This window comes from Paenibacillus sp. FSL H7-0737 (genome assembly GCF_000758545.1).
GTDB lineage: Bacteria > Bacillota > Bacilli > Paenibacillales > Paenibacillaceae > Paenibacillus_AQ.
The window spans coordinates 3,667,619-3,691,313 of the sequence record NZ_CP009279.1 but is presented as its reverse complement, the minus strand read 5'-3'; the positions used below and the strand labels follow the sequence as shown (position 1 = coordinate 3,691,313).

The 23,695-nt window shown below is 44.0% G+C and carries 31 protein-coding genes and 2 pseudogenes; 28 read left to right on the top strand and 5 right to left on the bottom strand.

The annotated features are described in order from the left end of the window. Nucleotides 1–6: 6 nt before the first annotated feature. Complete coding sequence (locus H70737_RS29850; protein WP_081951136.1) at nucleotides 7–702, bottom strand: ImmA/IrrE family metallo-endopeptidase; 696 nt, start codon at nucleotides 700–702, stop codon at nucleotides 7–9. Between H70737_RS29850 and H70737_RS30365 the strand changes: the two are divergent. The 4 genes and pseudogenes from H70737_RS30365 to H70737_RS15940 all read left to right on the top strand — a co-directional run. Next, nucleotides 674–835, top strand: a pseudogene (locus tag H70737_RS30365) (RusA family crossover junction endodeoxyribonuclease); the annotation flags it as partial. The gene H70737_RS29850 and the pseudogene H70737_RS30365 sit on opposite strands and share 29 nt — an antisense overlap. Nucleotides 836–857: 22 nt before the next feature. Then, the gene (locus H70737_RS29845) at nucleotides 858–1,688 is read left to right on the top strand and encodes a hypothetical protein (protein ID WP_052404311.1); all 831 of its coding nucleotides are present in this window, start codon (nucleotides 858–860) and stop codon (nucleotides 1,686–1,688) included. A 32-nt stretch (nucleotides 1,689–1,720) separates the two neighbouring features. After that, nucleotides 1,721–1,903, top strand: coding sequence for an IDEAL domain-containing protein (locus H70737_RS15945; RefSeq protein WP_042188709.1), 183 nt, complete (start codon nucleotides 1,721–1,723; stop codon nucleotides 1,901–1,903). Nucleotides 1,904–1,907: 4 nt separating this feature from the next. Beyond that, nucleotides 1,908–2,339, top strand: a complete 432-nt coding sequence (locus H70737_RS15940) for a DUF5348 domain-containing protein (protein WP_042188707.1) — start codon at nucleotides 1,908–1,910, stop codon at nucleotides 2,337–2,339. Nucleotides 2,340–2,370: 31 nt separating this feature from the next. On the opposite strand, the gene H70737_RS15935 is transcribed toward H70737_RS15940, so the two are convergent. Next, nucleotides 2,371–2,673 (bottom strand): hypothetical protein, encoded by a 303-nt coding sequence (locus tag H70737_RS15935; RefSeq protein WP_042188705.1) that lies wholly within the window; start codon nucleotides 2,671–2,673, stop codon nucleotides 2,371–2,373. A 124-nt stretch (nucleotides 2,674–2,797) separates the two neighbouring features. Here H70737_RS15935 and H70737_RS15930 point away from each other — a divergent pair, with 124 nt between their 5' ends. After that, nucleotides 2,798–3,028, top strand: a complete 231-nt coding sequence (locus H70737_RS15930) for a hypothetical protein (RefSeq protein ID WP_042188703.1) — start codon at nucleotides 2,798–2,800, stop codon at nucleotides 3,026–3,028. A 3-nt stretch (nucleotides 3,029–3,031) separates the two neighbouring features. After that, nucleotides 3,032–3,622, top strand: a complete 591-nt coding sequence (locus tag H70737_RS15925) for an HNH endonuclease signature motif containing protein (protein ID WP_042188701.1) — start codon at nucleotides 3,032–3,034, stop codon at nucleotides 3,620–3,622. Nucleotides 3,623–3,746: 124 nt separating this feature from the next. On the opposite strand, the gene H70737_RS15920 is transcribed toward H70737_RS15925, so the two are convergent. After that, the gene (locus H70737_RS15920) at nucleotides 3,747–4,130 is read right to left on the bottom strand and encodes a hypothetical protein (protein WP_042188699.1); all 384 of its coding nucleotides are present in this window, start codon (nucleotides 4,128–4,130) and stop codon (nucleotides 3,747–3,749) included. Nucleotides 4,131–4,315: 185 nt separating this feature from the next. On the opposite strand from H70737_RS15920, the gene H70737_RS15915 reads away from it, so the two are divergent. Both H70737_RS15915 and H70737_RS15910 read left to right on the top strand, forming a co-directional pair. Then, nucleotides 4,316–4,597, top strand: a complete 282-nt coding sequence (locus H70737_RS15915) for a hypothetical protein (RefSeq protein ID WP_042188697.1) — start codon at nucleotides 4,316–4,318, stop codon at nucleotides 4,595–4,597. Nucleotides 4,598–4,689: 92 nt separating this feature from the next. Further along, nucleotides 4,690–5,181: a hypothetical protein gene (locus H70737_RS15910; RefSeq protein ID WP_042188695.1), complete on the top strand. Its 492-nt coding sequence runs from the start codon at nucleotides 4,690–4,692 to the stop codon at nucleotides 5,179–5,181. Between the two features lie 119 nt (nucleotides 5,182–5,300). Here H70737_RS15910 and H70737_RS15905 read toward each other — a convergent pair whose 3' ends face one another. Further along, nucleotides 5,301–6,389 (bottom strand): GTP pyrophosphokinase, encoded by a 1,089-nt coding sequence (locus tag H70737_RS15905; protein ID WP_052404310.1) that lies wholly within the window; start codon nucleotides 6,387–6,389, stop codon nucleotides 5,301–5,303. Nucleotides 6,390–6,826: 437 nt separating this feature from the next. Here H70737_RS15905 and H70737_RS15900 point away from each other — a divergent pair, with 437 nt between their 5' ends. The 7 genes and pseudogenes from H70737_RS15900 to H70737_RS15875 all read left to right on the top strand — a co-directional run bounded on the left by H70737_RS15900 (nucleotide 6,827) and on the right by H70737_RS15875 (nucleotide 11,639). Next, nucleotides 6,827–7,438, top strand: a complete 612-nt coding sequence (locus H70737_RS15900; protein ID WP_081951286.1) for a restriction endonuclease — start codon at nucleotides 6,827–6,829, stop codon at nucleotides 7,436–7,438. A 162-nt stretch (nucleotides 7,439–7,600) separates the two neighbouring features. Beyond that, the gene (locus tag H70737_RS30745; RefSeq protein ID WP_197071207.1) at nucleotides 7,601–7,765 is read left to right on the top strand and encodes a hypothetical protein; all 165 of its coding nucleotides are present in this window, start codon (nucleotides 7,601–7,603) and stop codon (nucleotides 7,763–7,765) included. A 121-nt stretch (nucleotides 7,766–7,886) separates the two neighbouring features. After that, on the top strand, nucleotides 7,887–8,243 hold the full coding sequence (locus H70737_RS15895) for a hypothetical protein (protein ID WP_156113123.1): 357 nt from the start codon (nucleotides 7,887–7,889) through the stop codon (nucleotides 8,241–8,243). A 200-nt stretch (nucleotides 8,244–8,443) separates the two neighbouring features. Beyond that, entirely contained in the window at nucleotides 8,444–8,980 is a 537-nt protein-coding gene (locus tag H70737_RS15890; RefSeq protein WP_042188690.1) for a ParB N-terminal domain-containing protein, read from the top strand. Next, a pseudogene (locus tag H70737_RS15885) lies at nucleotides 8,977–10,011 on the top strand (DNA cytosine methyltransferase). The gene H70737_RS15890 and the pseudogene H70737_RS15885 overlap by 4 nt, the downstream one beginning before the upstream one ends. Before the next feature lie 94 nt (nucleotides 10,012–10,105). After that, entirely contained in the window at nucleotides 10,106–11,233 is a 1,128-nt protein-coding gene (locus H70737_RS15880) for a hypothetical protein (RefSeq protein WP_042188689.1), read from the top strand. A 196-nt stretch (nucleotides 11,234–11,429) separates the two neighbouring features. Next, the gene (locus H70737_RS15875) at nucleotides 11,430–11,639 is read left to right on the top strand and encodes a hypothetical protein (RefSeq protein WP_042188687.1); all 210 of its coding nucleotides are present in this window, start codon (nucleotides 11,430–11,432) and stop codon (nucleotides 11,637–11,639) included. On the opposite strand, the gene H70737_RS15870 is transcribed toward H70737_RS15875, so the two are convergent. After that, entirely contained in the window at nucleotides 11,636–12,280 is a 645-nt protein-coding gene (locus H70737_RS15870) for a DUF4145 domain-containing protein (protein WP_042188685.1), read from the bottom strand. The two genes, H70737_RS15875 and H70737_RS15870, sit on opposite strands and share 4 nt — an antisense overlap. A gap of 106 nt (nucleotides 12,281–12,386) precedes the next feature. On the opposite strand from H70737_RS15870, the gene H70737_RS15865 reads away from it, so the two are divergent. The 13 genes from H70737_RS15865 (at nucleotide 12,387) to H70737_RS15805 (ending at nucleotide 23,661) form a co-directional block, all read left to right on the top strand. Further along, nucleotides 12,387–13,292 (top strand): phage terminase small subunit-related protein, encoded by a 906-nt coding sequence (locus H70737_RS15865; protein WP_081951135.1) that lies wholly within the window; start codon nucleotides 12,387–12,389, stop codon nucleotides 13,290–13,292. Further along, the gene (locus H70737_RS15860) at nucleotides 13,279–14,595 is read left to right on the top strand and encodes a PBSX family phage terminase large subunit (protein ID WP_042188684.1); all 1,317 of its coding nucleotides are present in this window, start codon (nucleotides 13,279–13,281) and stop codon (nucleotides 14,593–14,595) included. The genes H70737_RS15865 and H70737_RS15860 overlap by 14 nt, the downstream gene beginning before the upstream one ends. A 3-nt stretch (nucleotides 14,596–14,598) precedes the next feature. Beyond that, nucleotides 14,599–16,077, top strand: coding sequence for a phage portal protein (locus H70737_RS15855; RefSeq protein WP_042188682.1), 1,479 nt, complete (start codon nucleotides 14,599–14,601; stop codon nucleotides 16,075–16,077). Beyond that, the gene (locus H70737_RS15850) at nucleotides 16,070–16,900 is read left to right on the top strand and encodes a phage minor head protein (RefSeq protein WP_042188680.1); all 831 of its coding nucleotides are present in this window, start codon (nucleotides 16,070–16,072) and stop codon (nucleotides 16,898–16,900) included. Before H70737_RS15855 ends, H70737_RS15850 begins: the two co-directional genes overlap by 8 nt. Before the next feature lie 456 nt (nucleotides 16,901–17,356). Further along, nucleotides 17,357–17,881 (top strand): sigma-70 family RNA polymerase sigma factor, encoded by a 525-nt coding sequence (locus H70737_RS15845; RefSeq protein ID WP_231573280.1) that lies wholly within the window; start codon nucleotides 17,357–17,359, stop codon nucleotides 17,879–17,881. After that, the gene (locus H70737_RS15840) at nucleotides 17,878–18,960 is read left to right on the top strand and encodes a DUF4179 domain-containing protein (RefSeq protein ID WP_042188678.1); all 1,083 of its coding nucleotides are present in this window, start codon (nucleotides 17,878–17,880) and stop codon (nucleotides 18,958–18,960) included. Before H70737_RS15845 ends, H70737_RS15840 begins: the two co-directional genes overlap by 4 nt. Before the next feature lie 559 nt (nucleotides 18,961–19,519). Next, entirely contained in the window at nucleotides 19,520–20,746 is a 1,227-nt protein-coding gene (locus H70737_RS15835; protein WP_042188676.1) for an XkdF-like putative serine protease domain-containing protein, read from the top strand. 21 nt (nucleotides 20,747–20,767) lie between these two features. Continuing rightward, nucleotides 20,768–21,715: a xkdg gene (locus H70737_RS15830; protein ID WP_042188674.1), complete on the top strand. Its 948-nt coding sequence runs from the start codon at nucleotides 20,768–20,770 to the stop codon at nucleotides 21,713–21,715. Beyond that, entirely contained in the window at nucleotides 21,715–22,020 is a 306-nt protein-coding gene (locus H70737_RS15825) for a Rho termination factor N-terminal domain-containing protein (RefSeq protein WP_042193994.1), read from the top strand. Before H70737_RS15830 ends, H70737_RS15825 begins: the two co-directional genes overlap by 1 nt. Beyond that, on the top strand, nucleotides 21,998–22,384 hold the full coding sequence (locus H70737_RS15820) for a hypothetical protein (protein WP_042188672.1): 387 nt from the start codon (nucleotides 21,998–22,000) through the stop codon (nucleotides 22,382–22,384). Before H70737_RS15825 ends, H70737_RS15820 begins: the two co-directional genes overlap by 23 nt. Nucleotides 22,385–22,392: 8 nt before the next feature. Further along, nucleotides 22,393–22,707, top strand: a complete 315-nt coding sequence (locus H70737_RS15815) for a hypothetical protein (protein WP_231573279.1) — start codon at nucleotides 22,393–22,395, stop codon at nucleotides 22,705–22,707. Continuing rightward, complete coding sequence (locus tag H70737_RS15810; RefSeq protein ID WP_042188667.1) at nucleotides 22,694–23,188, top strand: HK97 gp10 family phage protein; 495 nt, start codon at nucleotides 22,694–22,696, stop codon at nucleotides 23,186–23,188. The genes H70737_RS15815 and H70737_RS15810 overlap by 14 nt, the downstream gene beginning before the upstream one ends. Continuing rightward, nucleotides 23,185–23,661 carry a hypothetical protein gene (locus H70737_RS15805; RefSeq protein ID WP_042188665.1) on the top strand — a complete coding sequence of 159 codons (477 nt, stop codon included), beginning with the start codon at nucleotides 23,185–23,187 and terminating at the stop codon, nucleotides 23,659–23,661. Before H70737_RS15810 ends, H70737_RS15805 begins: the two co-directional genes overlap by 4 nt. The last annotated feature ends 34 nt before the right edge of the window (nucleotides 23,662–23,695 follow it).

The following is a 23,695-nucleotide window of genomic DNA, read 5'->3' as shown; positions in this document are numbered from 1 at the left end:
CCTAAATTAAAAATTAATAGCATCTTCTAAAGCTTCTATGGTTAGAAACAATTTGTTTGCGTTTTGTCCATGTCGAGAAGCAATTCGCTCCATGTCGATCATTACGTATCCAGAACGGCTCGGAGGGATTAAAAGATCACTTGAACGAACAACAGCGCTATTCCGATTAGAGTTTGGATGGACATCCACGCTTTTAAAGGTTCCATTAACCTCGATGTAGAGTGGCTGATCCCACTTAAAGCCTCCACGTTGTTCAATGATAAGCGTGTGGGGTCTAGATAAATCGTCAAGCCCGTAAACACCTCGTATGATTGGCTCAGGAGTTGTCGTGTATGGTAAAGTGTTTTCCTTGGCCACAGCAGTATATGTAAAAGCCGTCATGAATTCAGCGCTAGCAATACGCTCGCGAATCTGTTTCAGACGCAACAGTGCGAATTCTGGAGGAACCTGAAATACGGTTGCAACTATACCTGCCGCTTCTTCTTCGAAAGCAGGGAGCTGCAATTTTTCAAGCATGAAAAAGGGGATGGCTGCGTAAAGACTGAATCGTTCGGCATCAGCTTCTTGCATTTGCTGGAAAAGCTCCGAAATCTGACGCTGATCCCCAACATGGCGGAGCACGTGTCCAAGCTCGTGGAAGAATGTTTTATGCTGTACATCGCGTGGTGATATTCTTCCAGTGACTAAGCCTGATGCAGACAACTATCTGAAGGGTGTTAAGGATGCACTGAAAGGCATCATATGGAAGGATGATAGCCAAGTTGTGGACGCATACGTAAGGAAACGGTACAGCGCACGACCACGCATTGAAGTGAAGATCAAGCAACTCCAATAAAAAACTTGAGGGGAAGATCGATATGATAAAGGATTATGCAAAATTCAGTGCAACTATTGCTAAAGGAATTAAAGTTGGAGATGCCGACGTTGAAGTTAAATTGCTTGTGCCACTGAAGGTTATGCAAGAAAATTTCTTGTTCCTCAGCAGCAATCAAGGGGAAAAGATCAATGTCTTCATGGGAGATCCGCAGGCTGCTTTTGATTTCGATGAAGAGGACGGAGATATATACCGGGAAGTCACTGACCGTCGTGTCACAACTGATGCTTCCGGTATCGTGATGAGCACAGAGAAGCTTGGTGAAGAAGATCCAGATCAAGGCAAGCTATTCGAACAGCAAGAAGGTGCTTCGGATGGCGAGCAGAAGGATGATAATTTTGAAATTGTTGAACCAGATGCAGAAGAAGAAGGAGCTAATGACGTTCAATCATCTGAAGAAGATATAAATGATGGCGGTTCTGATGAGCATTCAGAGGGCGCAGACCTCAAACCGGATTGGCTGAATGATGGAGCTGGAACTGACAGCCAAGATAACGAGGGTGATCCTAATGAATCAGGGGAACAAGTCTTTAAAGGTGAAAGCTCTGATCTACGTGAAGCTGTTGCAGATGAGACGAGTAAGGAAGTACTGGATGCTTTTATCCTTGCGGAACGCCCAATTTTTCCTGAAGTCGAATATGATGGACAGCCAATCCCATTCCCTGTTCTTCTGGAGAAACGCATCAAGGAAGATAAGACATGGCGCGAAATTGCTAGTGAAAATGGCATGACCAGTGGGCAACTATCGACCAGATGGACGGCATATCGCAAGCTGGCAGCAAAGAAAATGAAGGGTGGTGGAGGAGCAGCGTAAGCTGCTTTTCTCTTACCTAGGGAGGTGCCACCTTGATCTTTGGGGTTTATGCACTGGCAATTGATAAATATATCGAAGTTGTGTGGGAAACGGCAGTGCGGAAACATCGGATTGCGCAGTTACGGACACTGATCGACCAAGCGCTAGATGAGCGAGATAGAGAAACCTTTTATCAATATTCGACGGAGTTAAATGTATTAAGGAAGGGGGAGTGAAGAAATGAAAAACCTAATACAAGTAGAGCTAGAGAAGCTGGAACCTCGAATTAAGTGGGTTACAAATATGATCAATGAAGCTGAAAATCAGGGAGGTTACAACCAAGGGGATCCACAAGAGATGTATCTTCGGGGGATGTTTTATCAGATTAGCAGTAAATTGGACGAGGTTAGGCGGTATATACGCCAAGTGACGGCACCTCTGATTGAACAAGGTATTCTTCACAAAGGGAAAGATGGTAGGTACACAACCGGAAAGCATGCTTATTATACGTCTGGTTCTTCTATTGAATACTTGTCCGAAGATTCCACAGGAGAGAGTCGCTGGGTGTACTCTCATGTGGAGCATAATGGAGATTATTTCATTGTTAGTGATCCGAAACCTTCGATGGAAGGGCTACGGGTAAGGGTAAAGAAACTGCCCCTATGGGAGTAATTAAAGAACGGATGGAGTAAATCCCATCCGTTCAATCTTCGGTAAGTTTTAATTCAATGAGTTGCTTACAATGGGGACACTTTTTTTCTAAGGTAAAAGTTTTTTTATCATTAATAGTGAGGAATGAAAGGAGTTGGACAATCAACCCAGGTAAAGATAATCCTGCTAGAAGCAAAGTGAGTCTATTAATTAAAGCTGTGTTGGTGATTGCCTGGTCATCAATGAAAGCTAGAAAAATCATGATGCCAATCAACCCAGTTACTCCTAGTATTGTGAAGAAGAATAGGAGTCCAAATACAATCTTTACCCAACGTTTCATTTTTTTAAATATCATTGTATCACCTCGAATCTATTACGAAGATTTAGGAGAATAGATTCAATAATATGGAAACAATGTTATGTCTAACGACAATTGTTAAGGCGGAAGATGCAAAATTCAAATCAGTGGGAGGTCGACTATGCGAAACACATTGGGAGATTTGAATAATCATTTATTTGCTCAATTAGAGCGCCTGAGTGATGAGGAATTGACCGGAGAGAAACTGGCTGACGAGATTAGCAGAGCAAAGGCTGTAACGAGTGTCGCTTCTCAAGTTATTGCTAATGGTTCCCTTGTGCTAGATGCAATAAAGCTTTCTGATGACAAGATGAATGCAAATACGGCTATCCCTAAGATGCTGGAGGGATAATCAATGTTCCGATACAGTTTGGAGCACAAGGAATTTATCAGCACCAACATTCATGGACGATATGTTCTGGAATTGACTTCAATGTTTAATGAGAAGTTCGACGTGGAGATCCAGCCTTCTCAAATGAGAGCCTTCATCAAAAATAACGGGTTGAAGAGCGGAATCGATGCCAGGATCAAACCGGGTAGCATTCCACCCAATAAGGGAAAGAAGAAGTTATGGACCGGCGGTGAGGATACTCAATTCAAGAAGGGCCATAAGCCGCACAATTATGTTTCTGTAGGCTCTGAGAGGGTTAACGGGGATGATTATGTAGATATAAAGATTGCTGATCCGAATATGTGGCGCAGGAAGCATCTAATCGTTTGGGAGCAGCACTGCGGCCGCTCGGTTCCGAAGGGGCATGCAGTCATTTTCGGGGATGGAGATAGGCGGAACTTCGATCCGGATAACTTGATCATGGTTTCCGGCGGGCAGCTGGCCATCATGAATAAAAGAGGACTTATCCAAAAGGATGCGGAGCTCACGCGGAGCGGTATTATTTTGGCTGACATTATTAAGAAAATCGGTGAAAGAAAGCGAAGCAAACGTTAACCGGAAGGAGAGCATTTTGGATGGTTAAAGGTGCTGAACTTATTGAAATGCACCTGCAGTAAGACTGGAATTGGGAAGGACATGAAAGTCAGCCTCATTAAGATGAATGAGGCCGATCAAACCATTACCCATACACTGTTGCAGTAGCGTTAATAGGACCACCTAAAATAAATTCATTAGCTGTATCCGCGTAACCGAATACTTGGATAACATGGTGGCCTGGAGTTACATTCGACACTATCGTTGAAAAAGTAATCTGTTGGGATTCGTTCACGGCCTCAATCATCGTTTGTCCCGTAAGCACACCATCAAGGTAGACTTCAAAAGTTGCAACAACTGAATTAGTGGGTGGATCGGAACCAATACACGAAAGAATGTTTAGAACGTTTATTGGTGTTGCTACGAATATACCAAATTCGAGTAATAACCCCGGTACGGTAGTAAGAGAGATTCCAGTGTCGTCCAAATTCGTAAGCAGAGAATTATTAAAGTTGATAACACTAAGCATTTTTGTTCCTCCTTCTTTTAGTTATATAAAATAATATGTTTGGATATGAAAAAAAGAGTGGTTAAAACGGAAAAGAAAAATATCAAAACGCAACCTAGGATGAAGTAGAGAGCTTTTGGCGAGGTCCGGGTGACCCTGAGAAAAAGGGAAGGGGGAGAAGACAGATATACAGCGCAGATAAGTGTATGGAATGCGGAAAACCCATCGAATATGAGCCTGAATACTGTTGTGATGGACGGGAGTGCGGATGCAGCGGCTTGCCTATTACTGCGCATTCATTAGTAAAACAATTAGTAGATAAAGGGTACTTAGTGAAGAAGGATAATGAAGTCCGGACGTTACGTGTGGTTGGGCAGAAAACTAGCGATTCGCTACAGTCACAGGAAGATTTAAGAGAGCAAAATTGGAGGTTACTGCTGGAGAATGTGCAGTTGCGGAAGAAGCTTAAGCAGCTTGAAAAATACTGAGACATACAAAGACCCCCATATCCTTGGCTGGGGCGGGGGTCATTCTACCAAACTATTCCTCTTGATATTATAACATAAAGGGGAGTAGGGGGATGGCGATGGTTTGGCAACAGGATGAGCTTTTTCCAACAGCGAGTGAGACAGAGATCCAGCGGACAAAGTTCCTCCTTTGTAAATGTAAAAGTATGCTACTTTTAATGAATGATTACGAAAAATTCACGCGAGATATGCAGCAAGTGGCTACTGACGGAGAAGTCGCACGACGGATTGATCAAGATGAACTGCACGCTGACAAGACTGTAAATGCCGTTATTCTAATCGAAAAACAACGTTGGGTGTACGAGCAGTACCAGCTCTATACCGGGGTTATTCGGCGGGCAACTAGTCTGATCCAGGACAAGGAGGCACGTGATGCGATTCAACATAGATATATTGAGGGACATTCTTTTAAGGAGACAATACTATTCTTCCGCTACGGTCTCAGTGACAGTACTATTCGGCGTAAACTCGATGAGGGTATCAGGAGTATTTCCAATACATTGAAGCTGATGGGATTCTTTGAGAAGGATGACGAGGAAGTTTGATTGACAATAATATGTGGGGGTTAAGTTTTTTGATTGACAGTGCTCACCTATTATTATTTCTAAAAACAAAACCCAGTTTTAACACAAAATTATTATGTTAAAACTGGGTTCTCTCATGCTCAAATATCCTCGTGATCAATGTAATAACCATATTCTTCATCTACATAGATGTCTATTTGATTATTTTCTATATAATCTCCCATATCTATACCATAATCACTAGCTATTTGTAAAAAACCAGCATCGATCGAAGCCCAATGTTGATTCCAAGCTTTATTAAAATATTTATCTGTATCAGTAAGCATCATTAAATTCCTTAACAATCCAACAAAATTTGTACGCTCAAAAATCATTGGTGCCTCTTTGAGAAATCTAGAAATGAGTAGATCGAGTTCACCTAGATTGCTTAAGTCAAAATCCAATAATTCATCAATAACATTTGCTTCAGCACCATTAAAAGATGGTTCAACTTTACCCATTTCAATATATTTAGCAAGGGTGTGTAATAAGTAATTGTTTACGGAAGTAGCGTTAATAGGTAAATCTAATTCTCCCCTTTTCGTTTTTTCCTCAGTTTCATTCTCGTATTTATCTAAAGTAGTTACAATAGAATCGAACTCTCTATCAACAAGTTCTAATGTTGCTGATGCCAGAGCAAATCGACGTTCAATATCATACTCTGGAGGGAAATCCCCTTTAAATTTATAGCTTCTATCATGAGATATATCCGCCCATGCATGTTCAAGTAATGTTCTAACCTGAATCTCAAAAACTAAATTTTTGAACATTTTATATTCCGGCAAGGCTAATCTTTCATCCGTTAAAGTAGCAATATAATGAACTGAGCGATATCCTACTTTGTCCTTCCCCAACTCACTACTTTTATCTACACTGTTAGTTTCGTCAATCTTAAATAAAGGTTTTATTATATCACAAGATTTGATTACTTCTTTCCTAACATAAGTAATTACTCGAATCCCAGCGAGATCCTGAATTTGATTGATTGGGTCATGATATTTCTCTTTCTGTGCTTTTTTTATAAAACTATCTAAATCCTTAACTCTACTAGATATTGAGTAGTATGTAACCCCTTCAGCTTTAAAGAGTTCTTTAATAATAGATTCTATTTTGCTTGCAAGGTTAGAGTAAATAGGTTGTTTTTGATGATACCATTCCTTTAAATCGTCAACATTCTTTTGAATTGACACATTTTCACCTTCAAATCATTAGATTTTAAAATAATCCCTTTTTTCTATTCTCTTTTGAATATGTTATTTGAGAAATATGACTGCAAGTTGACTGTAGGTTGAACACCATTTGACTGTTTCCCCATGATAGTATAAGAGCATGGAAATCAGGCGAGAGTGACACGCACGGCTGCGTCGCTGCAGCATTAACCGGGGCGTACCTCCTCTCGCTTTTTCTATAAAAATGATTCAAACACTTTGAAAATCATACCGATTGCAGCAGCACCAGCAATTAACCCAACAGCGACTGGCTTTAAAGCTTCACTTAATCTTTCGATGAAATCCATTAGTACCTCCATTTTCTTCTTTTATAGGTCTAAAGTTCGACACCAAAAGAGGAAAATCCTTCCTTTATGACGAATATTGGACTATATGAAGATATAGCGGAGGGGTTTCGAATGGCAAGAAGAAAGAGTAAGGCAAAACAAGAAGAAGAGTTTTTTCAAGGGGTGGCTGGCTTAGCAGCAATGGGGTTAGCACTTGGAGGATACTATTTAACCAAAACCTTACAGGGGGCTATAATTGGAGCGGTTGTTGGCGTGGCTGTTGTAGTTGCATTAATGATTGTGATAGGGCAAAAACGTGCTGAACGCTTAAAGAAATCCGGTATCGCTGAAATTGATAAAATGGAAGGTGTTCAGTTCGAGAAATACCTTGGTCATCTCTTTCGATCTCAAGGATACAAAGCTGAAGTTACACAAGCAGCGGGTGACTACGGTGCTGATCTGGTCTTATCCAAAGACGGCAAAAAAATTGTTGTCCAAGCCAAACGCTACAGTAAAAATGTCGGGCTAAAGGCAGTGCAAGAGGTTCGTGGGGCAGTTTCACATTACGGTGCTTCAGCTGCTTGGGTTGTAACGAACAGAGATTATACTGAACAGGCTTATAAGCTAGCAAAGTCAAATAATGTACGTCTCATCGGCCGTGAAGAGCTTATTGAAATGCTTCTGCAAATGAGAGAGAAGATGACGGCTGCTAAAAAAGTCAATAATGCTAAGACGAGTGCTTAAGCGAAATAGTGAGCAATAAAAAGAATGAGATGTAAATAGATGTACTAAAGCCTTATATTCATCGTTGGTGGCTTTGACTCTTATTTCATTGGCTCAGTAGAATGGTCTTGTCCTCCTTTGTTACAAAGTCCGTAAAGATTTTAAGCAAAGAGCGTAGTGCATTTGCTGCGGATGCGGAGCGGACGCCGTTCTATAGATCGGACTCATGGCATGATTGAATTGAATATATATTTCGAAGTCGCTCATTATTGGGCGGCTTTTTTGTATTGGGGGAATCGATTTGAAGAAGAAGCGGTGGTTAAAAGATCCGCCCCGGCAGCCGAATAAGTGTACAGGGTGCATATGGGGCAGATGGGAAGGAACCGCACAGTTTTGTTCAAGAGTGAAGTGTCAGAAGGGAAAAACTTCCTAGATGTCGAAATATGATGTCGAAGGGGGGGGGGATATAGTGGGGGAGAAATTAAGTGATAAAAAAGCTCTTGAGCAATATAACTCAATTCATAATCTGTATAAAAAAAGAGGGTATACTTTTAAGGCAAATGTTCGATTTAAAACTGCTGATAACGATGATATCAGTATAGAGGATGTAACTATATCTTTGAGTGGGCAACATTATGCCAATACTCCGTACTACAATGTAGGAATAAATTGGGAAGATGAAGATCACGATTTATCAGAAAAACAAATTAAAGTTCTTGAGTCAACATATTCAAGATCTGCGTCTACGAGCTACCAAAAAATACAGTTTGATGTACTCACTCTTGTAATTAAAAATGATGATATTACTATTAAGATAGAATTGTAATTCTAATAAAAGCACCCATTGTGGTGCTTTTTCTTTTGCTCATATAACATTATATAAGTCAATTACAGGCAAGTATGTTCTAGGTGTTCGAATGTAGCGACAAGAGCATAAAGCGTCAGGACAGGGCCACAGCGTTGCTGTACGGCTCTCTCTTTGCATACCCATATCCCAAATCCAACTCAACTCAAAGGAGGGTCCTTATGGACATCAGAATTATACCGATTGACCAACTCAATTCAGCTATCTATAACCCACGCGTCGACCTTCAGCCGGGAGATCCAGAATACGAGAAGCTTCGCCGCAGCCTGGATGAATTCGGCTACATTGACCCGATCGTCTGGAATGAGCAGACTGGCAACATGGTCGGTGGCCATCAGCGATATAAGGTGCTGGTCAATGAGCAGGGTCTCACAGAGCTGGCTGTATCAGTAGTCAAACTAGACCCGGAGCGGGAGCGGATGCTGAATCTGGCACTAAATAAAGTGTCTGGTCGCTGGGATGACGAGGCGCTGGCGCAATTACTAGGTGAGCTGCAAGAGGGTGGGGCTGATCTGGCGCTGTCCGGTTTTGATGCAGGAGAAGCCGAGAGGTTAATCGCTGATTTCACTGAGCCGGCTGCCGATCAGCTTGGAGACTTTCAGAACCGAGAGCTGGATTTGAGTGAATTCGATGAATCTCGTTTTGATTGTAAATGCCCACGCTGCGGATTTGTCTTTGATCAGGAAGGTGCCTCATGAGTCGTCCAGCATGGGATTGGCGGCTATCAGAAATTTCCAACGTCCCGAAGAATGGGAGAACGGTATTTTCATGCTTCTCCTGTGGCGGTGGCTCTACGATGGGATATAAGCTGGCAGGATACACGGTGCTGGGCAATGTAGAGATCGACCCACAGATGATGCGGATCTATCGGCAGAATCATAAGCCGAAGTATCCATTTTTGTTGCCCATTCAGGATTTCAAGGCGTTGCCTAATCAAGAGCTTCCACCTGAGTTGTTTGACCTAGATATCTTGGATGGTTCGCCGCCTTGTAGCGTGTTTTCCATGGCAGGAGATCGAGAGGACAAGTGGGGTGGGGAGCATGCATTCCGCGAGTGACAGGCAGTGCAGCGACTGGATGATCTTTTCTTCGATTTCTTGGACGTTGCAGAGAAACTTCGACCTCGAGTAATTGTCGCTGAGAACGTTCGGGGAATGATGGTTGGTAAGGCTCGTGGGTTCGTTAGTCTGGTTTTGTCTCGATTTCGAGAGCTTGGGTATAATCCACAACTCTTTCTACTAAACTCGGCTACTATGGGCGTTCCTCAAAAAAGGGAACGTCTTTTCTTTATCGCTTCTCGGGAGGATCAAAACCTTCCATCGCTCCAATTGGAATTCAACGAGCCGCCTATACTATATGGAGATATTCGTAGTGGAGATGGATCTCTGATAAATCCAGACAGCAAGACATATACCCGCTGGCACAAACGACGTCCACCAGATTTGAATATGGGCGATGTGACTGAACGAGAAGAAGGGAAAATAAGCAACTTCAATACGATCCTACTAAAAGATCAGAAGGTAGCGAACACTCTAGCCAGTTCATCTGTGTTTTTACGGACGGATCAACCGCGACACATCAGCGATATGGATGCTATTCGTATGCAGACTTTTCCGGCCGACTATAATTTTATGGATGCTAATGTGCAATATGTATGTGGCATGAGTGTACCACCATTGATGATGAAGCGAATTGCTAAGGAATTAATAGTTCAATGGTTAAACAGATAAAGTAAGATTTTTAGCTCAAAGGCATTAGAATGAATATTTTAATTTCATCAGTTAAACATTAACCACAGTGAAATTTATTAAGGAGGGTTAATGAATGAAAATTGGCGGATCACTAGGGAAGTGGTCAAACGAAGCTAAAGGTGCAGTGAGAGACGTTGGGCAAATGGCGGATCAATTTTATAAGAATACGATAGGTGATATAACTGATTCTTTAGGTAATATTAGCCAGTGCTTAGCTTCTTTAGATAAAATAAGGATTCGGGTTATGGAACGAACAATCGAGTATCACACCGCTGCTTTAAGGGTGTTAATAAGAAGTAACTACGTCGAGCAAGAAATAATCGAAACAGTTTGGCATATGGTCAAGAATGATATTAGAAGATCTCCAGAACCAGCTATTTATCATTTGCCTAATCCCAAGTCCTCAGTAGGAGCCAAAAAAATTGATATTGCAAGCCATGTCTTTCCAAAGAATAAGTATCCAAGTATTTTGGTTCATGGAATGGGTTATAATGCTTCGCTTGACGATGCCTATTCTTTTTATAGGGACTTTGAAGATCATGTTGATGTATTTAGCGATAGTCGTTATGCAGATCATGATATTTATCTTGTAAGTTATGATACAGAGTTAACTGATGAAAGTGATTCAATAATTCGAGCAGCTATCGAATTATTATTAGGAATGATACCAGGAGGAGATTTGGAACCTTTAGTTCTCGGTGTATTTTGGAGAGAATTGGAAAGACGTGCTTCATTGACAGGCGATTATATCTTCCCCTTCCTAAAGAGAATTAAACAAGAAGTACCTACTGCTCTTGGTTTTGCTGTTACACATTCATTAGGATGTTTTACTCTTGCTTCCGCTTCTCAAAAGTTATTGAGTGAGAACAGAAATAATAAAATCTTCTCAAAATGGTTATGTATGGCGGCTGCATTACCTGCAAATGCCTTTACTGAAACAGGGAGTTTTTCGTTAGCACCTTTAATCGCTGGGTATCCTGATGGACCTAAGTATGGAACAAGTGTATGGTTTTCAAGATTGGATCTAGTTTTAAATATCGCCTATACATTGGCAAATCGCCATTTGGCGATGGGTGTTTCGGGTCCTTTACAAAAAACAGTGACATCATCAGTTGATGTTACAAATACAACAAAAGAAGATCACTATCAAGCTTATTTTAAAAAGCTGAGTCAGATGCTGAAAGAGTTATTTGGAATTTGATAACTGCTGCAATTGCTTTCTAACCACCTCTTTATACTAGGTGGTTTTCTTTTGCCCAAAATAAAAGGAGGACGCGTTAACGTCCTCCCCATCACCCAGGGTATCCCCCGGCTGAGACAGCGGCGCGCCACGCGTGGCATTCTCAGACATCCGCTGTCTCGCATTCCATCATAACGGAAAGTCGAGGGGTACGTAAATGGGAACACAAGATGAAATTTTATTGCAGCATGAGCTTGAAGTTATGGCCGGTATCCTGGAGAGCAAGGCGCAGTATCGTAAAATTATTAAAGCCGGCATAGCTAAATGGGTCAAGGACTTCCAGGATGGTCGAATTGAAATCAAGACGGTGGACGACCTGAAGAAGCTGATTGAGATAGATATTGAGTTACAGAAGGATGAGCTTTAGGTGGTTACTGGCTTGTCCTTATCACGAACTTCAATACCTTTCAGTTTTGCCTCAGGTAAACGGGAAAAGAGTGAAGAAATCCGCTTTTTGCGTGAAATACGTTCTTCAATAATAAAATTGATTAGTTCAAAGAGTTGTAAAGCAGTTTCTAGATCATCCCGAAGATCAAGTTCGCCGGGATGAACAGACTCATTACCGATAACACGGACAATGTCCAGAGCCTGTTGGATTTCTTCAGGGAGACCTTTATTAACTAGAGATCCAATATCTTTATTGATGTCTTTTCCTGATTCTCCGAGCTCAATCATCAGCTTTTGCAAAACAAGTCTTAAAAGTGCTGTAGAGCCCCTTGGGGAAAGATTAACAATTCCTTTAGCTTCCAAGTAGTCATCTATCAACACAACTGGCATGTCTTCATGAGGATTAGGAGCACCGGCAGATGAGGGTAAAATCATTTTTTCATCATGCCAATAAGATTTTTTATTGCAATGTTTGCACATACAGACATAGAGTTCAGATAGTTGACTATATCCCATTGGGACTTGACGGTAAGTTCTAATCCATTCATGAGTAGTGTATACGTTGCAAAATATGCAATGAAAGGATTCTTTTAAATGCATTGGTGGATAATATTCGCTCATTTCTAAATCTCCTAACACAATTTTATCAAAGTATAGTTTATTTCTATGAAAATAGACTGAACCCTTTAAGGTAAACAAATTTTTATCGGGGGTGGTGACATGTAGCATGGCTAGAGAACGTAGTCCCGAACGGGATAAGGCAAAGCAGATGTGGCTCGAGAACGGCGGGACGATGAAGCTTAAGGACATCGCCGCCGCTCTTTTTGTTGGCGAAAATAAGGTGCGTAAATGGAAGTCAATTGACCATTGGGAAGAGGAACTCAAAGGGAACGTTCCACCTGAATCTAAAGGGAGCGTTCCAGTTGAAATGAAAGGGAACGTTCCAAATCGCGGTGCTCCCAAAGGGAACAGAAACGCAGTCGGTAATCGAGGCGGGGCTCCCACTGGCAATAAAAACGCCAAGGGAAACAGCGGTGGTGCTGGCGGGCCAGTCGGTAATAAAAAGGCCGTTACTACTGGTGAGCATGAAACTATCTGGTTGGATACCCTGACCGAAACGGAGCAGCAGCTCATTGATCAGGTGGACACTGACCCGATCAATCAAGCGAATGAGTCTCTTTACCTCCTAGCGATCCGTGAGCGCCGCATGATGCACCGGATCAAATCCCTGATGGATGGGTTATCCGAGACCGAGCGCAGTGTGCTCTACGAGATGAAGGCCATCAAGGAAGTCGCGGAGATCTATGATGAGAAGACCGGCATTACGAAGAAGATCCCACACAGTCGAAATGAAATGATGGAGTCGAAGATTGAGGAGAAGGGTTTCCGCAAGATAGACGACATCGTAAAGCTGGAGGAGGCCTTGACCCGCATCCAGGATAAGAAGATTCGGGCCATTGAACTCAAAAATCGATTGATCGACGACGAGAAGCGTATCCGCATAGAAACCATGGAGTATGAGCTGCAAATGTTGCGCGGTGGTGGAGGTAAGGAAGCCTTTGAGGATGATGGTTTTATCGATGCGCTGAAAGGCATGGCAGCGGGGGTGTGGAGCGACGATGGCGAAGCTTAAACTCAAACCAGCGGCGTTCAAGTGGTCCCCTTTCTCGAATAAGCAGCTTAAAGTGCTGACATGGTGGACACCTGAAAGCCCACACCACGATAAAGACGCAATCATCTGTGATGGTTCGGTCCGCGCCGGTAAGACGGTCTGCATGTCATTCTCCTTTATAGCATGGGGGATGGACACCTTCCGAGGAGAACAGTTCGGCATGTCAGGGAAGACCATCGGTGCGCTCCGGCGTAACGTAGTCGGTCCACTGAAACGCATGTTGGCCAGCCGTGGGTATCATGTTCATGATAATAGATCTGAAAATGTTTTGACTGTGACCCGGGGCTTAATAAGCAACCGGTTCTTTTTATTTGGTGGACGCGATGAAAGTTCTCAGGATCTAATCGCCGGGATAACGCTGGCCGGGATGTTCTTCGATGAAGTGGCACTCATGCCGAAGTCTTTTGTTGATCAAGCGACTGCTCGTTGTTCCGTAGATGGTGCAAAGCTCTGGTTCAACTGCAACCCCGCAGGACCTTATCATTGGTTCAAAAAGGAATGGCTGGAACAGTTGCAGAAGAAGCACGCACTGCACCTACATTTTACAATGGAGGATAATCTCTCTCTTTCCGAGCGGGTGCGTGAGCGGTACCGTCGCATGTACAGCGGGATCTTCTATCAGCGGTACATCTTAGGGCTTTGGGTCATGGCTGAAGGGGTAATCTTCTCCAAGTTTAATGATGCGATTCACAAAAAGCCGCGGGACTGGTTTCCGTCCAAGTTTGATCGAAAGTTCATTTGTATCGACTATGGGGCTAACAACCCGACAGCATTCCTAAAATACGGGGTCAACGGGAATGTCTATTATGAACTGGATGAGTATTACCACAATATCCGCCATAAGGGTGAGAAAACGAATGGTGAATATGCGGATTACCTTGAGGCCTTTCTTGATGGTGATGAGTATTCAATCTTCATCGACCCATCAGCAAAGGCTTTTATTATTGAGTTGAAGAAGCGCGGTATTAACAATATCCGAGCTGCTGTGAATACTGTACTAGATGGTATTCAGACGGTATCTAACCGATTTCAGAATAATGAACTTTATATCTGTGCTGATAACACCAATTCGCTTCAGGAGTTGGTGTCTTACGTATGGGATGAAAAGGCTGCTGAACGGGGCGAAGACAAGCCTATTAAGCAAAACGACCATACCTGTGATGCACGCCGATACGGTATCCATACGGATTATCTGTTGCAGCGTGTGAAGCAACGTAAAAAAGAGAGAGAGGAGCGATCTGATCATGATGTGGGGTGGGTGTAAGGCATGAGTGGCGAGGCACAGTGGTTTCAAATATCAAAAGCAGAGGAAAGGCATATCCCCTCGAGTGCACAGCTATCGGATAGCTTTGAAAACCTATACGATCAGCACGGGCTGCTTCCGTTTCCACCAGGCAATGACCCTGCCTCCTGCAAACTGTTGGTCAAGAACAGTAACATCATTCCGCAGTGCATCGAGGCATACAAGCGAAACATTGCTGGATATGGTATTGCTTTGGAGTACCTCCCTGGTGAGAGTGATCAGACCGCGCAGGAGGAGTGGAACAAGGCTGATAAGTTCTTGGAGACCTGTAACCTTGAGGATACGCCGGATGAGATTATCGGCTCCTTGATTGAGGACATCGAGAGCAGCGGGAATGCAAATGTTGAGGTGGCCTGGCCTGCCGGCAGTGAGTTCCCGACACTCTACCGAATCAATCCGAAATTCGTTCGTTGTAAACGGGAGACAGATAAGGTGACGATCAAGCGTAAGCGGCTGATCCGGTCATCGAAGAAGATCGAGGAATTCTCCCAAGATATCTATGCCCGGAAGTATGCCATGAAGAGAGGGCAGTCTGTGGTATGGTTTCGGCCGTTTGGAACCGAGGGTCAAGGGAACCAGATCATTCCCTTAAAGTTAGGAAATGATGGTCCTTATGGTGAACCGCGCTGGTTTGGGAATGCACCTGGAGTGGTTGGTAGTCGAGAGGCGGAGGAACTCAATGTTTCTTATTTCAGTAACGGCCGAATGCTTTCCATGCTGCTAACGGTGACCAACGGACGACTGACCAAGCAATCGATGGAGCTGCTGAAGAATGTAAAAGGTTCGCAGTCCCAAGGAGGCATTCTTTATCTGGAAGCCATCGGGGAAGAGACTGGTGGACCGCTAGATGAGAAAGTCGAAAAGGTGTCTATTAAGCTGGACAAACTGAATGATCTATTACAGCAAGATGCCTTGTTCTTGGAATACGGGAAGGACAAGAAAGCTGATATCCTATCCTCGTTCCGATTGCCCCCAATCCTGGTTGGTCAGAGTTCCGATTACAACCGTGCAACGGCGCAAGCTGCACTGCGATTTGCAGAGGAACAGGTCTTTGAACCGTACCGCAAGTGGATCATGGACGAGATCTTTAATAAACGCCTATTCCCTGCCATGGGCATCTTCCGCGTACGGGCGACTTTACGTGGACCGCGTATTATTGATCCGGAAGACCGCAAGGCGCTGCTGGACTTTATCGCAGACCGCGGTATTATGTTGATCAGAGATTTAATCCCGATCGCTGAAGAGGTACTTGATACAACGGTCGATGAGTCAAAATACACTGATGAATATTTGGATACACCGATTGCTCAACTGATTAATAGTCAGCATGCATTAACTGTGCCAGAACCTGACTCCGATGTGAATGATCTGCAGGAGCAGGTATCCACAATTGCTAAGCGTCTGCTTCGCCAGAGCCATGATGAGGTAACTGGCCATGTGTAAGGAATGCTGGGAGCTCATCGCCAAAGCGGACGACACTGAGTTTCTAGACAGCTTGGAACTGACCAATGCAGAGCGCGCGGTGCTGGAAGAACTCTACAAGCAAGGAGAGAATCGGATTGTTGAGATTCTTGAGCTTCAGGGGAAGGCGCTGCATGATGCGATTCTGGAACTCAGTGAGGAGCTGCTGCTTGATATCGGGGAACTGGGCAAGGTTATACAGTCCGTACAGTCCGGTGATTTGTTCACTGTCCAGTTTGAACAGGCGGTATATGATTCCTTCACGCCGCTGTTTCACTTGGCAGGTGAATCTGAGCTGACAGTGCTGAACAACGACAAGACCTGGTCCACCAAGAACAAAGCTGCATCCCGTTTTGCGAAGAACCTCAAGAAGCTGGTACCTGACATGAACGGGACCAGCAAGGATGTCATGACCCGGGCTTTTCAGAAAGCTATTAAGGAGGGAAAGACCCCTTCTGAGCGGGCGTTGCTGGTACGTGAGATCAGTGCAGCAGCCGCCAAAGGTGATGCCGGCCCATTCAATATGGAAAGGGCCATTACCGTTTCTCGCACAATGAGCACGGCTGCTGCCAATGGTGGTAAGCTGGAGGGCTGGAAACAGTCCGAGGTGGTAACTGGGAAGAAATGGAGGTCTTCCAAGGGGGATCGCACCCGGAAGACACACCGTAAGGCCAACGGCCAGGTGCAACCGTTGGATAAGCCTTATGAAGTCGGTAAAAGCAAGCTGATGTTCCCCGGAGATCCATCTGGACGTGCCGAGGAAATTATCAAATGTCGATGCACGATGCAATCTGTATTGAAATGAAAAGGTGATTTCCTGACTAACCTTCTTCTTTTAGTTAATATGAATTACAAAAAAAGTGGAGGGGATTATTTTGAATGAGGAACAGAAGGCTGAGTAAATAGAGTAATAGACTGATGATGATCATTAAGCTAACTGGCAGGATAGTTTAGTTATCTTTGTACAATCTATCTTTATTATGTATACACATTGATAGTGTAGGATTGATAAAAAGGCTTTTTAGATTTAATCCGTGTGGTAACTTCTGCGTGTCGCTTCAATATTGTTGGAATTTTGAAGATATGCAACTTCTGAAGTTATTAAGAAGTTGGATTTCAGACGGAACGACGATCCATACGATCAGTTTTTGTTATATTGAAAGATTAACGAAATTGTTTGTAACCTTTTGGCAATAATTCGTATCTAACAATTGATTGAACGGTGTTATCATAATTAATAAGGCAAAGGAGAATCATCGATGTGATCAATAAGCAAGATATAAAAAAGGCAAGAAAAGGCGATCATGAAGCATTTATACGTCTCATCACCGAAATTAAGTTGCCCATGTATCGTATGGCACGAACCCTATTGAATACTGATGAGGACTGCGGCGATGCTATTCAAGAAACAGTACTTAAAGCGTACAAGGCATTGCACTCCCTCCAACAACCGGATTATTTCCAGACGTGGATATTCCGTATTCTGATCAATGAGTGCAATCGGATACTAGGGAACCAGCACAAGCAAGGAGAGGCTGATGAGATTAAGAGGATCACGTATATTGAACCAGGGTATGAGAACATCGATCTCCGGGAACTAGTGAATGATCTAGACGAACCATTGCGTATCGTTGTTATTTTACACTATTTTCACGATATGACGATGAAACAGATTTCCAATATTTTAGATCTAACAGAGGGAGCAGTAAAAACGAGAATGTATCGTGCCCGTAAGCAATTACTTGAATGGTTGTCCAATTCAGAAAGAAAGGAGCATGAGGCATGAATGACTTTCAGTTGAAAAACAAATTGTTGGAACTTCGTGCAGAAGAACCTGAAATCATACCAGAGATCGTAGAGTTGAAATTGATGGAGGCGTTTGCTGAGCTAGAACCGATAAAAAAGACTGCAAGTAATAAACGCAAAGTTACATTGGTAGCTGCCGCCGCAGCGATTCTATTCGTCTGCTTGTTCAGTTCAGCATTCGTCTCGACTACAATCGCCCAGACTTTGAAGGGAATTCCTATCATGGATCGATTATTTAAACTTACGGGTAATGTGGGGCTTGAGACTGCCGATCAAAGAGGGTTACTCTCGAAGACCAGCTACAGCATAACGCATAATGAATTCACTCTAAGCATAAAGAAGGTCATATATACGGGATCAAATGTCTCGTTCGTGTTACATATGAAGAACAATGAAGGAGGAAGTGTTCCGGTTAAGTATGAGGCGTTTGTCAAAATCGATGGTAAAGACTTTCCAATGATCCTCTCAGGCGGACATACCCAAATAGATGAATCGAATCCAAGCGAAGGCGCAGCAGTTATTAGCGTCAGCCACTCCGAGGTGGATAGTGGTACTGGTGAGATGTATTCGTTCCCGGAAACGTTTCAACTAGGGTTTACTTTATTACTTAATGGCATGGAGGAAATGCCGTTCCAGTTCGAGATACCTGTCGAGAAAACCGCAGAAGTATATAAGGTTACACCTCCTCATGCCGAGAAGACCTGGAATAGAGTAAAACTTACTGTTAAAAGTCTGGAATTCACACCAATCATGACACAACTAGTGGTTAATATCGAGAACTCGGATGAAATAGAGAAGCTTACCGAAGGACGCTATTTTGATTATGTGATCGAGGATCAATCTGGAAATATCGTTGAAAAGTCAGGGGGCTTAGCCGGAACTCTGATTCCTGGTACGGAGGTGTTTTCTATGAATGCTGAATTTAGACCCTTCGATGATGTTCCTCAGTCTGTCATTGTGAAGCCGTATATTTCTATTTATAAGCAAGAAGACGATACGATGAAAAGAATGTATATTCCTGAGTTAGAGATGCTGATCGAAATAAAACCAAAAGATTAAACGATCGTTATTGACCACCGATAAAAGTAAATAGGGTTGACTCAACTTAACATCAGAGATTGTATATTCCACTAACGCAACACTATAGTTCTACTGTATCAAGGCTGCCGAATGGCAGCCTTTTCTCAACTAACGGGCAGAATAATTCCAATATGTGGTATCATGATCGCGTGTGGTTTGGTTGCAGTCATTGCGCTAACGGCAACAGTATGAACTGGTTTTTGAATCGAAGGTAAAGGGGCTCATAGCGGAATCATAAAACTCGAAAGATTAAATGCATATGGATGAGTATTCAACTGATGCGGAAAGACCAATAAATCTTTATCAAGACAATGTAACAGTAGAAACCACACTACAGTTGGTTAAGCTAACGGGACACGTTAGTTCAATGAAACAGCGACAGTCTAGGACATTATTTTCTCGTCCTTTGCTGTCGCTGTTTCAATTTCTAGGGTCAGTCTATTATTTTTTTAGAAGTTTGATGCCATTACAATTCAAATTCTGCAAGGAGTCATCTAATAATAGCTGCTTTTTTATTGAAAGGAGGTGAGAACAGAATATGAGCTATAAACTGAAAGATGCTAAAATCACGCATATCTCTCTGGTAGATAAAGGAGCGAACGGCGTGCCGTTTGCCATCATCAAGTCTGCCGGGAAGAACGCCATCCAGAAACAGGTTCAAATCGCTAAGATTGATGATGATAAGCGGATTGTCAAAGGTGTGGTGTATCAGCCAGATGTGGCAGACGCACATGACGATCAAATGGATGAAGTCGAGATCGAGAAGGCAGCTCATCTCTTCATGGAGAAGCAGCATACCTACAACATCGACAAGCAGCACGATCTCGAAGCGGACAAGGGCTTCGTCATTGAGTCTTACATTGCTCCTTGCGACATGACACTCGGTGAGCAGGAGATCGTGAAGGGCTCCTGGGTGGCAGCTGTAAAAGTGACTGAAAATGATACTTGGGAGGCAATCAAGAAAGGCGAGATAACTGGCTTTTTAATGTGGGGTGTAGGTAAGCGGGAAGAGATCGAGGAGGAAGAGGAGGTATCCAAGGGAATCTTGAGCCGAATAGCTAAAGCGCTGGGCTTGATCGAAAAGGGTGCGGTCGCTGATAAATACCATAAGAACCGGAAGAACCGAGAATTTTGGGCGGCGCAGGATGCCCTCAACTCGGTTCTTTTTAATTGGGACAGTTATAACAGCGGGATGGAAACCGATGTGGATACTATTCGTGAGGCGCTTCAAGATTTTGTAGATATTGCGCAGGATGTGCTGACCAAAGAAGATATCGTCAAAGCCATCGGTACACCGCCTGAGCAGATTGCCAAAGCTGGCAAGAAGATTTCCGCCAACAACCTGAAACACGTCGATGATGCGATCGCTGCATTGACCGAACTTAAAAATAAAACGGCTCCTGTAGAGCAAGAGCCCGAGGAGGATGACGATTTGAAAGCTGAAGATATTGCCAAGGCTGTAACAGCCGCACTGGCTCCGATCGCCAAGCAGGTAGAAGGCCTGACGTCAGAGATTGCGGAGCTGAAGAAAGAAGAAGGTGTCGAAGGTGACCAGCCCGCATGCGGTGTAACTCCGGCTGCAACCGTAGAAGAGACTGCAATAACGGATGCCATTGCGAAAGCTCTAGCACCGCTGAGTGAGCAGATGCAGACGCTGGCAGCAGATGTACAACTGGTGAAGAACAGTCGCGGTGCTTCTGCGCAAGGTGAGCAAGAAGAAATCAGCAAATCAGAAGGCGCCGTAAGTTTCGGACGCTTTCTGTAAATTAAAGGGGGAATGCAAATCATGAGAACAAACGGTAATATCGCAAATACGAGCATTCGTAAATCAACCATCGTTACACCGATGGACCAGAACGCCTTGAACTATGAGGAAGTGGAAGCCTTCACCGATATGGCGTACGAAGCAAATGGCTTCCTAAAAGGGATTCGTCATGAGAATCGGAAGAGTTCTAAAGGAACCATTGACAAGGTGGGTGTACGAGGCCGTAACATGCGTAGTAAAAAAGAGAATATTATGGCTTCCAACACGCCTGGTTTGACCTTTCCACAGATCCCTTATTCAGTGGAGCCGGTAATTGTTCCATTTGATATTACCGAGGAATTTATTCGCCAAACTCAGCGGGTGCGTGGACAAAACGCAGAGGATATTATCATGCGGGCTATGGCTAACAACTATGGTGAGAATATGCAAGACATCGGTTTTAATGGTGATACGGCAACTTCGAACACGGATCCGGATTATGAGTTTTTGTGCATAAATGACGGTTGGTTGAAGAAGGCACGTACCACCGGTCATTACTTAGATTGGAAGACACTTTCGGCTAAAGAGAAAACAGGGATTTTGTTTGAGGTCGAACGTGCGATACCAACCCGTTATCGTGCTGGTGGGGTATTTAAATACTTTATGCATCCAAATACTTTCAGCGAGCGACTACAAATGTTGGCTGAGAAGGACACCAGCGCATCTATTCAGTTGCAGATCTTGGGGGGCACGAAGAAAGTCAACGCCTACGAGGTCGAAGAGGTTTGGAGTATGCCGGAAGGATCGATTCTCTTCCCATATCAGCCGAACTTTGCGATGGTCCATACTTATGACATGCAGATTCGGAAGACGACTGAGGGCAAGGAGGCAATCTGGACTGATAAGCGTTTCTATGCGATTCATTCCGACTTTGATGCCATCTTCGAAGAGCCGCAAGCTTTGGCCTACGTGGAAGGGGTGGAATTCTAATGCCATACGTGACCTACAGAGGCAAGAACGCCTCACTTCGGCTGTATAGTATTCGTTTTGAGCCGGCTAAACCGGTACTAGTGGAAGATTCAGTTGTGCTGGAAAAACTGCATGAGCATCCTGATTTTGAAGTGAATGCTGAGAAGGTCATTCCGCTGGAAGATCTGACAGTTCCCCAACTGAAGGACAAGGCGAAGAAAGCCGGTATTGAAGGCTTTGCGGATATGAAGAAGCCCGAGCTTATCAATGAACTAAAGGCGCTGGAAGGCGGCGGTGTGCCGAATGCTGGAAGCGACACTCCTTAAGAAACGTAGCCGCGTTAGTGCTGTACAAGAGGCAACTGACGTTCAGCTTCAGCAGTACATTGATGATGCACAGACCCGGATTGAGCTGTACTTACCTGTTCCTTTTCCGGAGGTGGCAGATAAGCAGCTCATGTTGGCCTGGGTGAAACTTGCGGAGTCACTGGCTCTGCAGGATAGTGAGGAATACTTGGCTTCCGTCGCCCGCGGTTACTCAGCTGAGAGTGAGGGCGCCTGGACCTACACCCGGCAGGCAGTAGAAGGGAAGACCACGGGCAATGCTGATGTGGACTCTATCCTCTTCCTATGGGTCAAGAAGCAGCAGTCCGGGCCGGATGATGGGAACATCACGGCCTATTTGCTATGAATCACCGCATGAATACACCGCTGGCCGTATACCGGGTCGGCCGCCAACAAGATGCGGAAAACTTATTCAGCGATCGGAAGGTAGGAAAGATCGCAGATCTGAAAGGTTTCGTTGTTAAGACGCAGACTGATGCCAAGGCAGATTCCACTCCTGTCATATACATTGTGAAAAAGACAATCGGGGTTCCAAAGACAGCGGACGTTCAAATCAGTGACGAAGTATTGCTGTTCGGACGCAAGTATCTGGTGATTGACTCTAACCCGCGCCGTTACTGGCGCGAGCTGTTGGTGACTTGCGAGGTGAAAGGTAGTGAGCGTGCATGATTTTGACGGACTTGCGAAGAAATTTAAGAAGCTGAGCGACGAAGGGGTTAGTCAGATCCTTAAGAACATTGCTGAGGCTGTGGGCGAAACACTTTTGAACCTGGTCATCGATGAGATTGATAAACAGGATCTGATTGACACTGGATTGATGTGGAACTCCTTTACTCGTGGAGAGGAGAATAACATTTGGGAGTGGGATATTGACCGCAATTCTATTACTATCGAAGTCGGTTCAAATGTTCCTTACGCACGTCATCTCAATGACGGTTATACCATCCACAAGGCTCACTTTGTCCCAGGTTATTGGGCAACGAATGGTACATTTGTCTATGATCCCAGGGCAAAGGGTGGATTTATGGCTAAGCCACGATCGTTCATTGGTCGACATTACTTTGATATTGCTGTTCAACAGCTGGAAGGTGGCATGAATGCATTAATTATGAAGCGTCTGGAGAAGGAGCTGGGGAGGATGCTGTCATGATGGATGTCGGATTAAAAGCCTGGGCAGAACTCGTGCAGCGGATATACCCGGAGCTGCCGATTCTTCGAGATCGTTCCCTTTGGCTGGCAGGGCAGTTTGATCGTCCAAGCGTGTTTATCGAGACGGATCTGGTATCCGATAAAGCACACACGCCGCGGGCAGACCGAATCATTGAGGATGTAGGGTTAGTCTTTCATTACGACATCGACCGTAGTGTGGTAGAGGAAGACGGAGAGCCCATTCCTCTAGACTTATCACCCTTCTTCCTTTACCTCCGCCAACGGCGGTTCTGTGTGGTTTCGAAGCGCTTTGGAATCATGATGGTGATTGAGGCTCCACGCACTCGGCCGCAGAATGATCGGATGGAAGTTACGTTTAGGTATTCATTTCTGACTCACGTTCCGAAACTTATGATCAGAGATGACGGGCGGCAGATCCAGAAGATCAATGACTTTTTTATTGAACCTAGTTGAAATTAACGTTCGATTCTATTTGTTAATATAACAG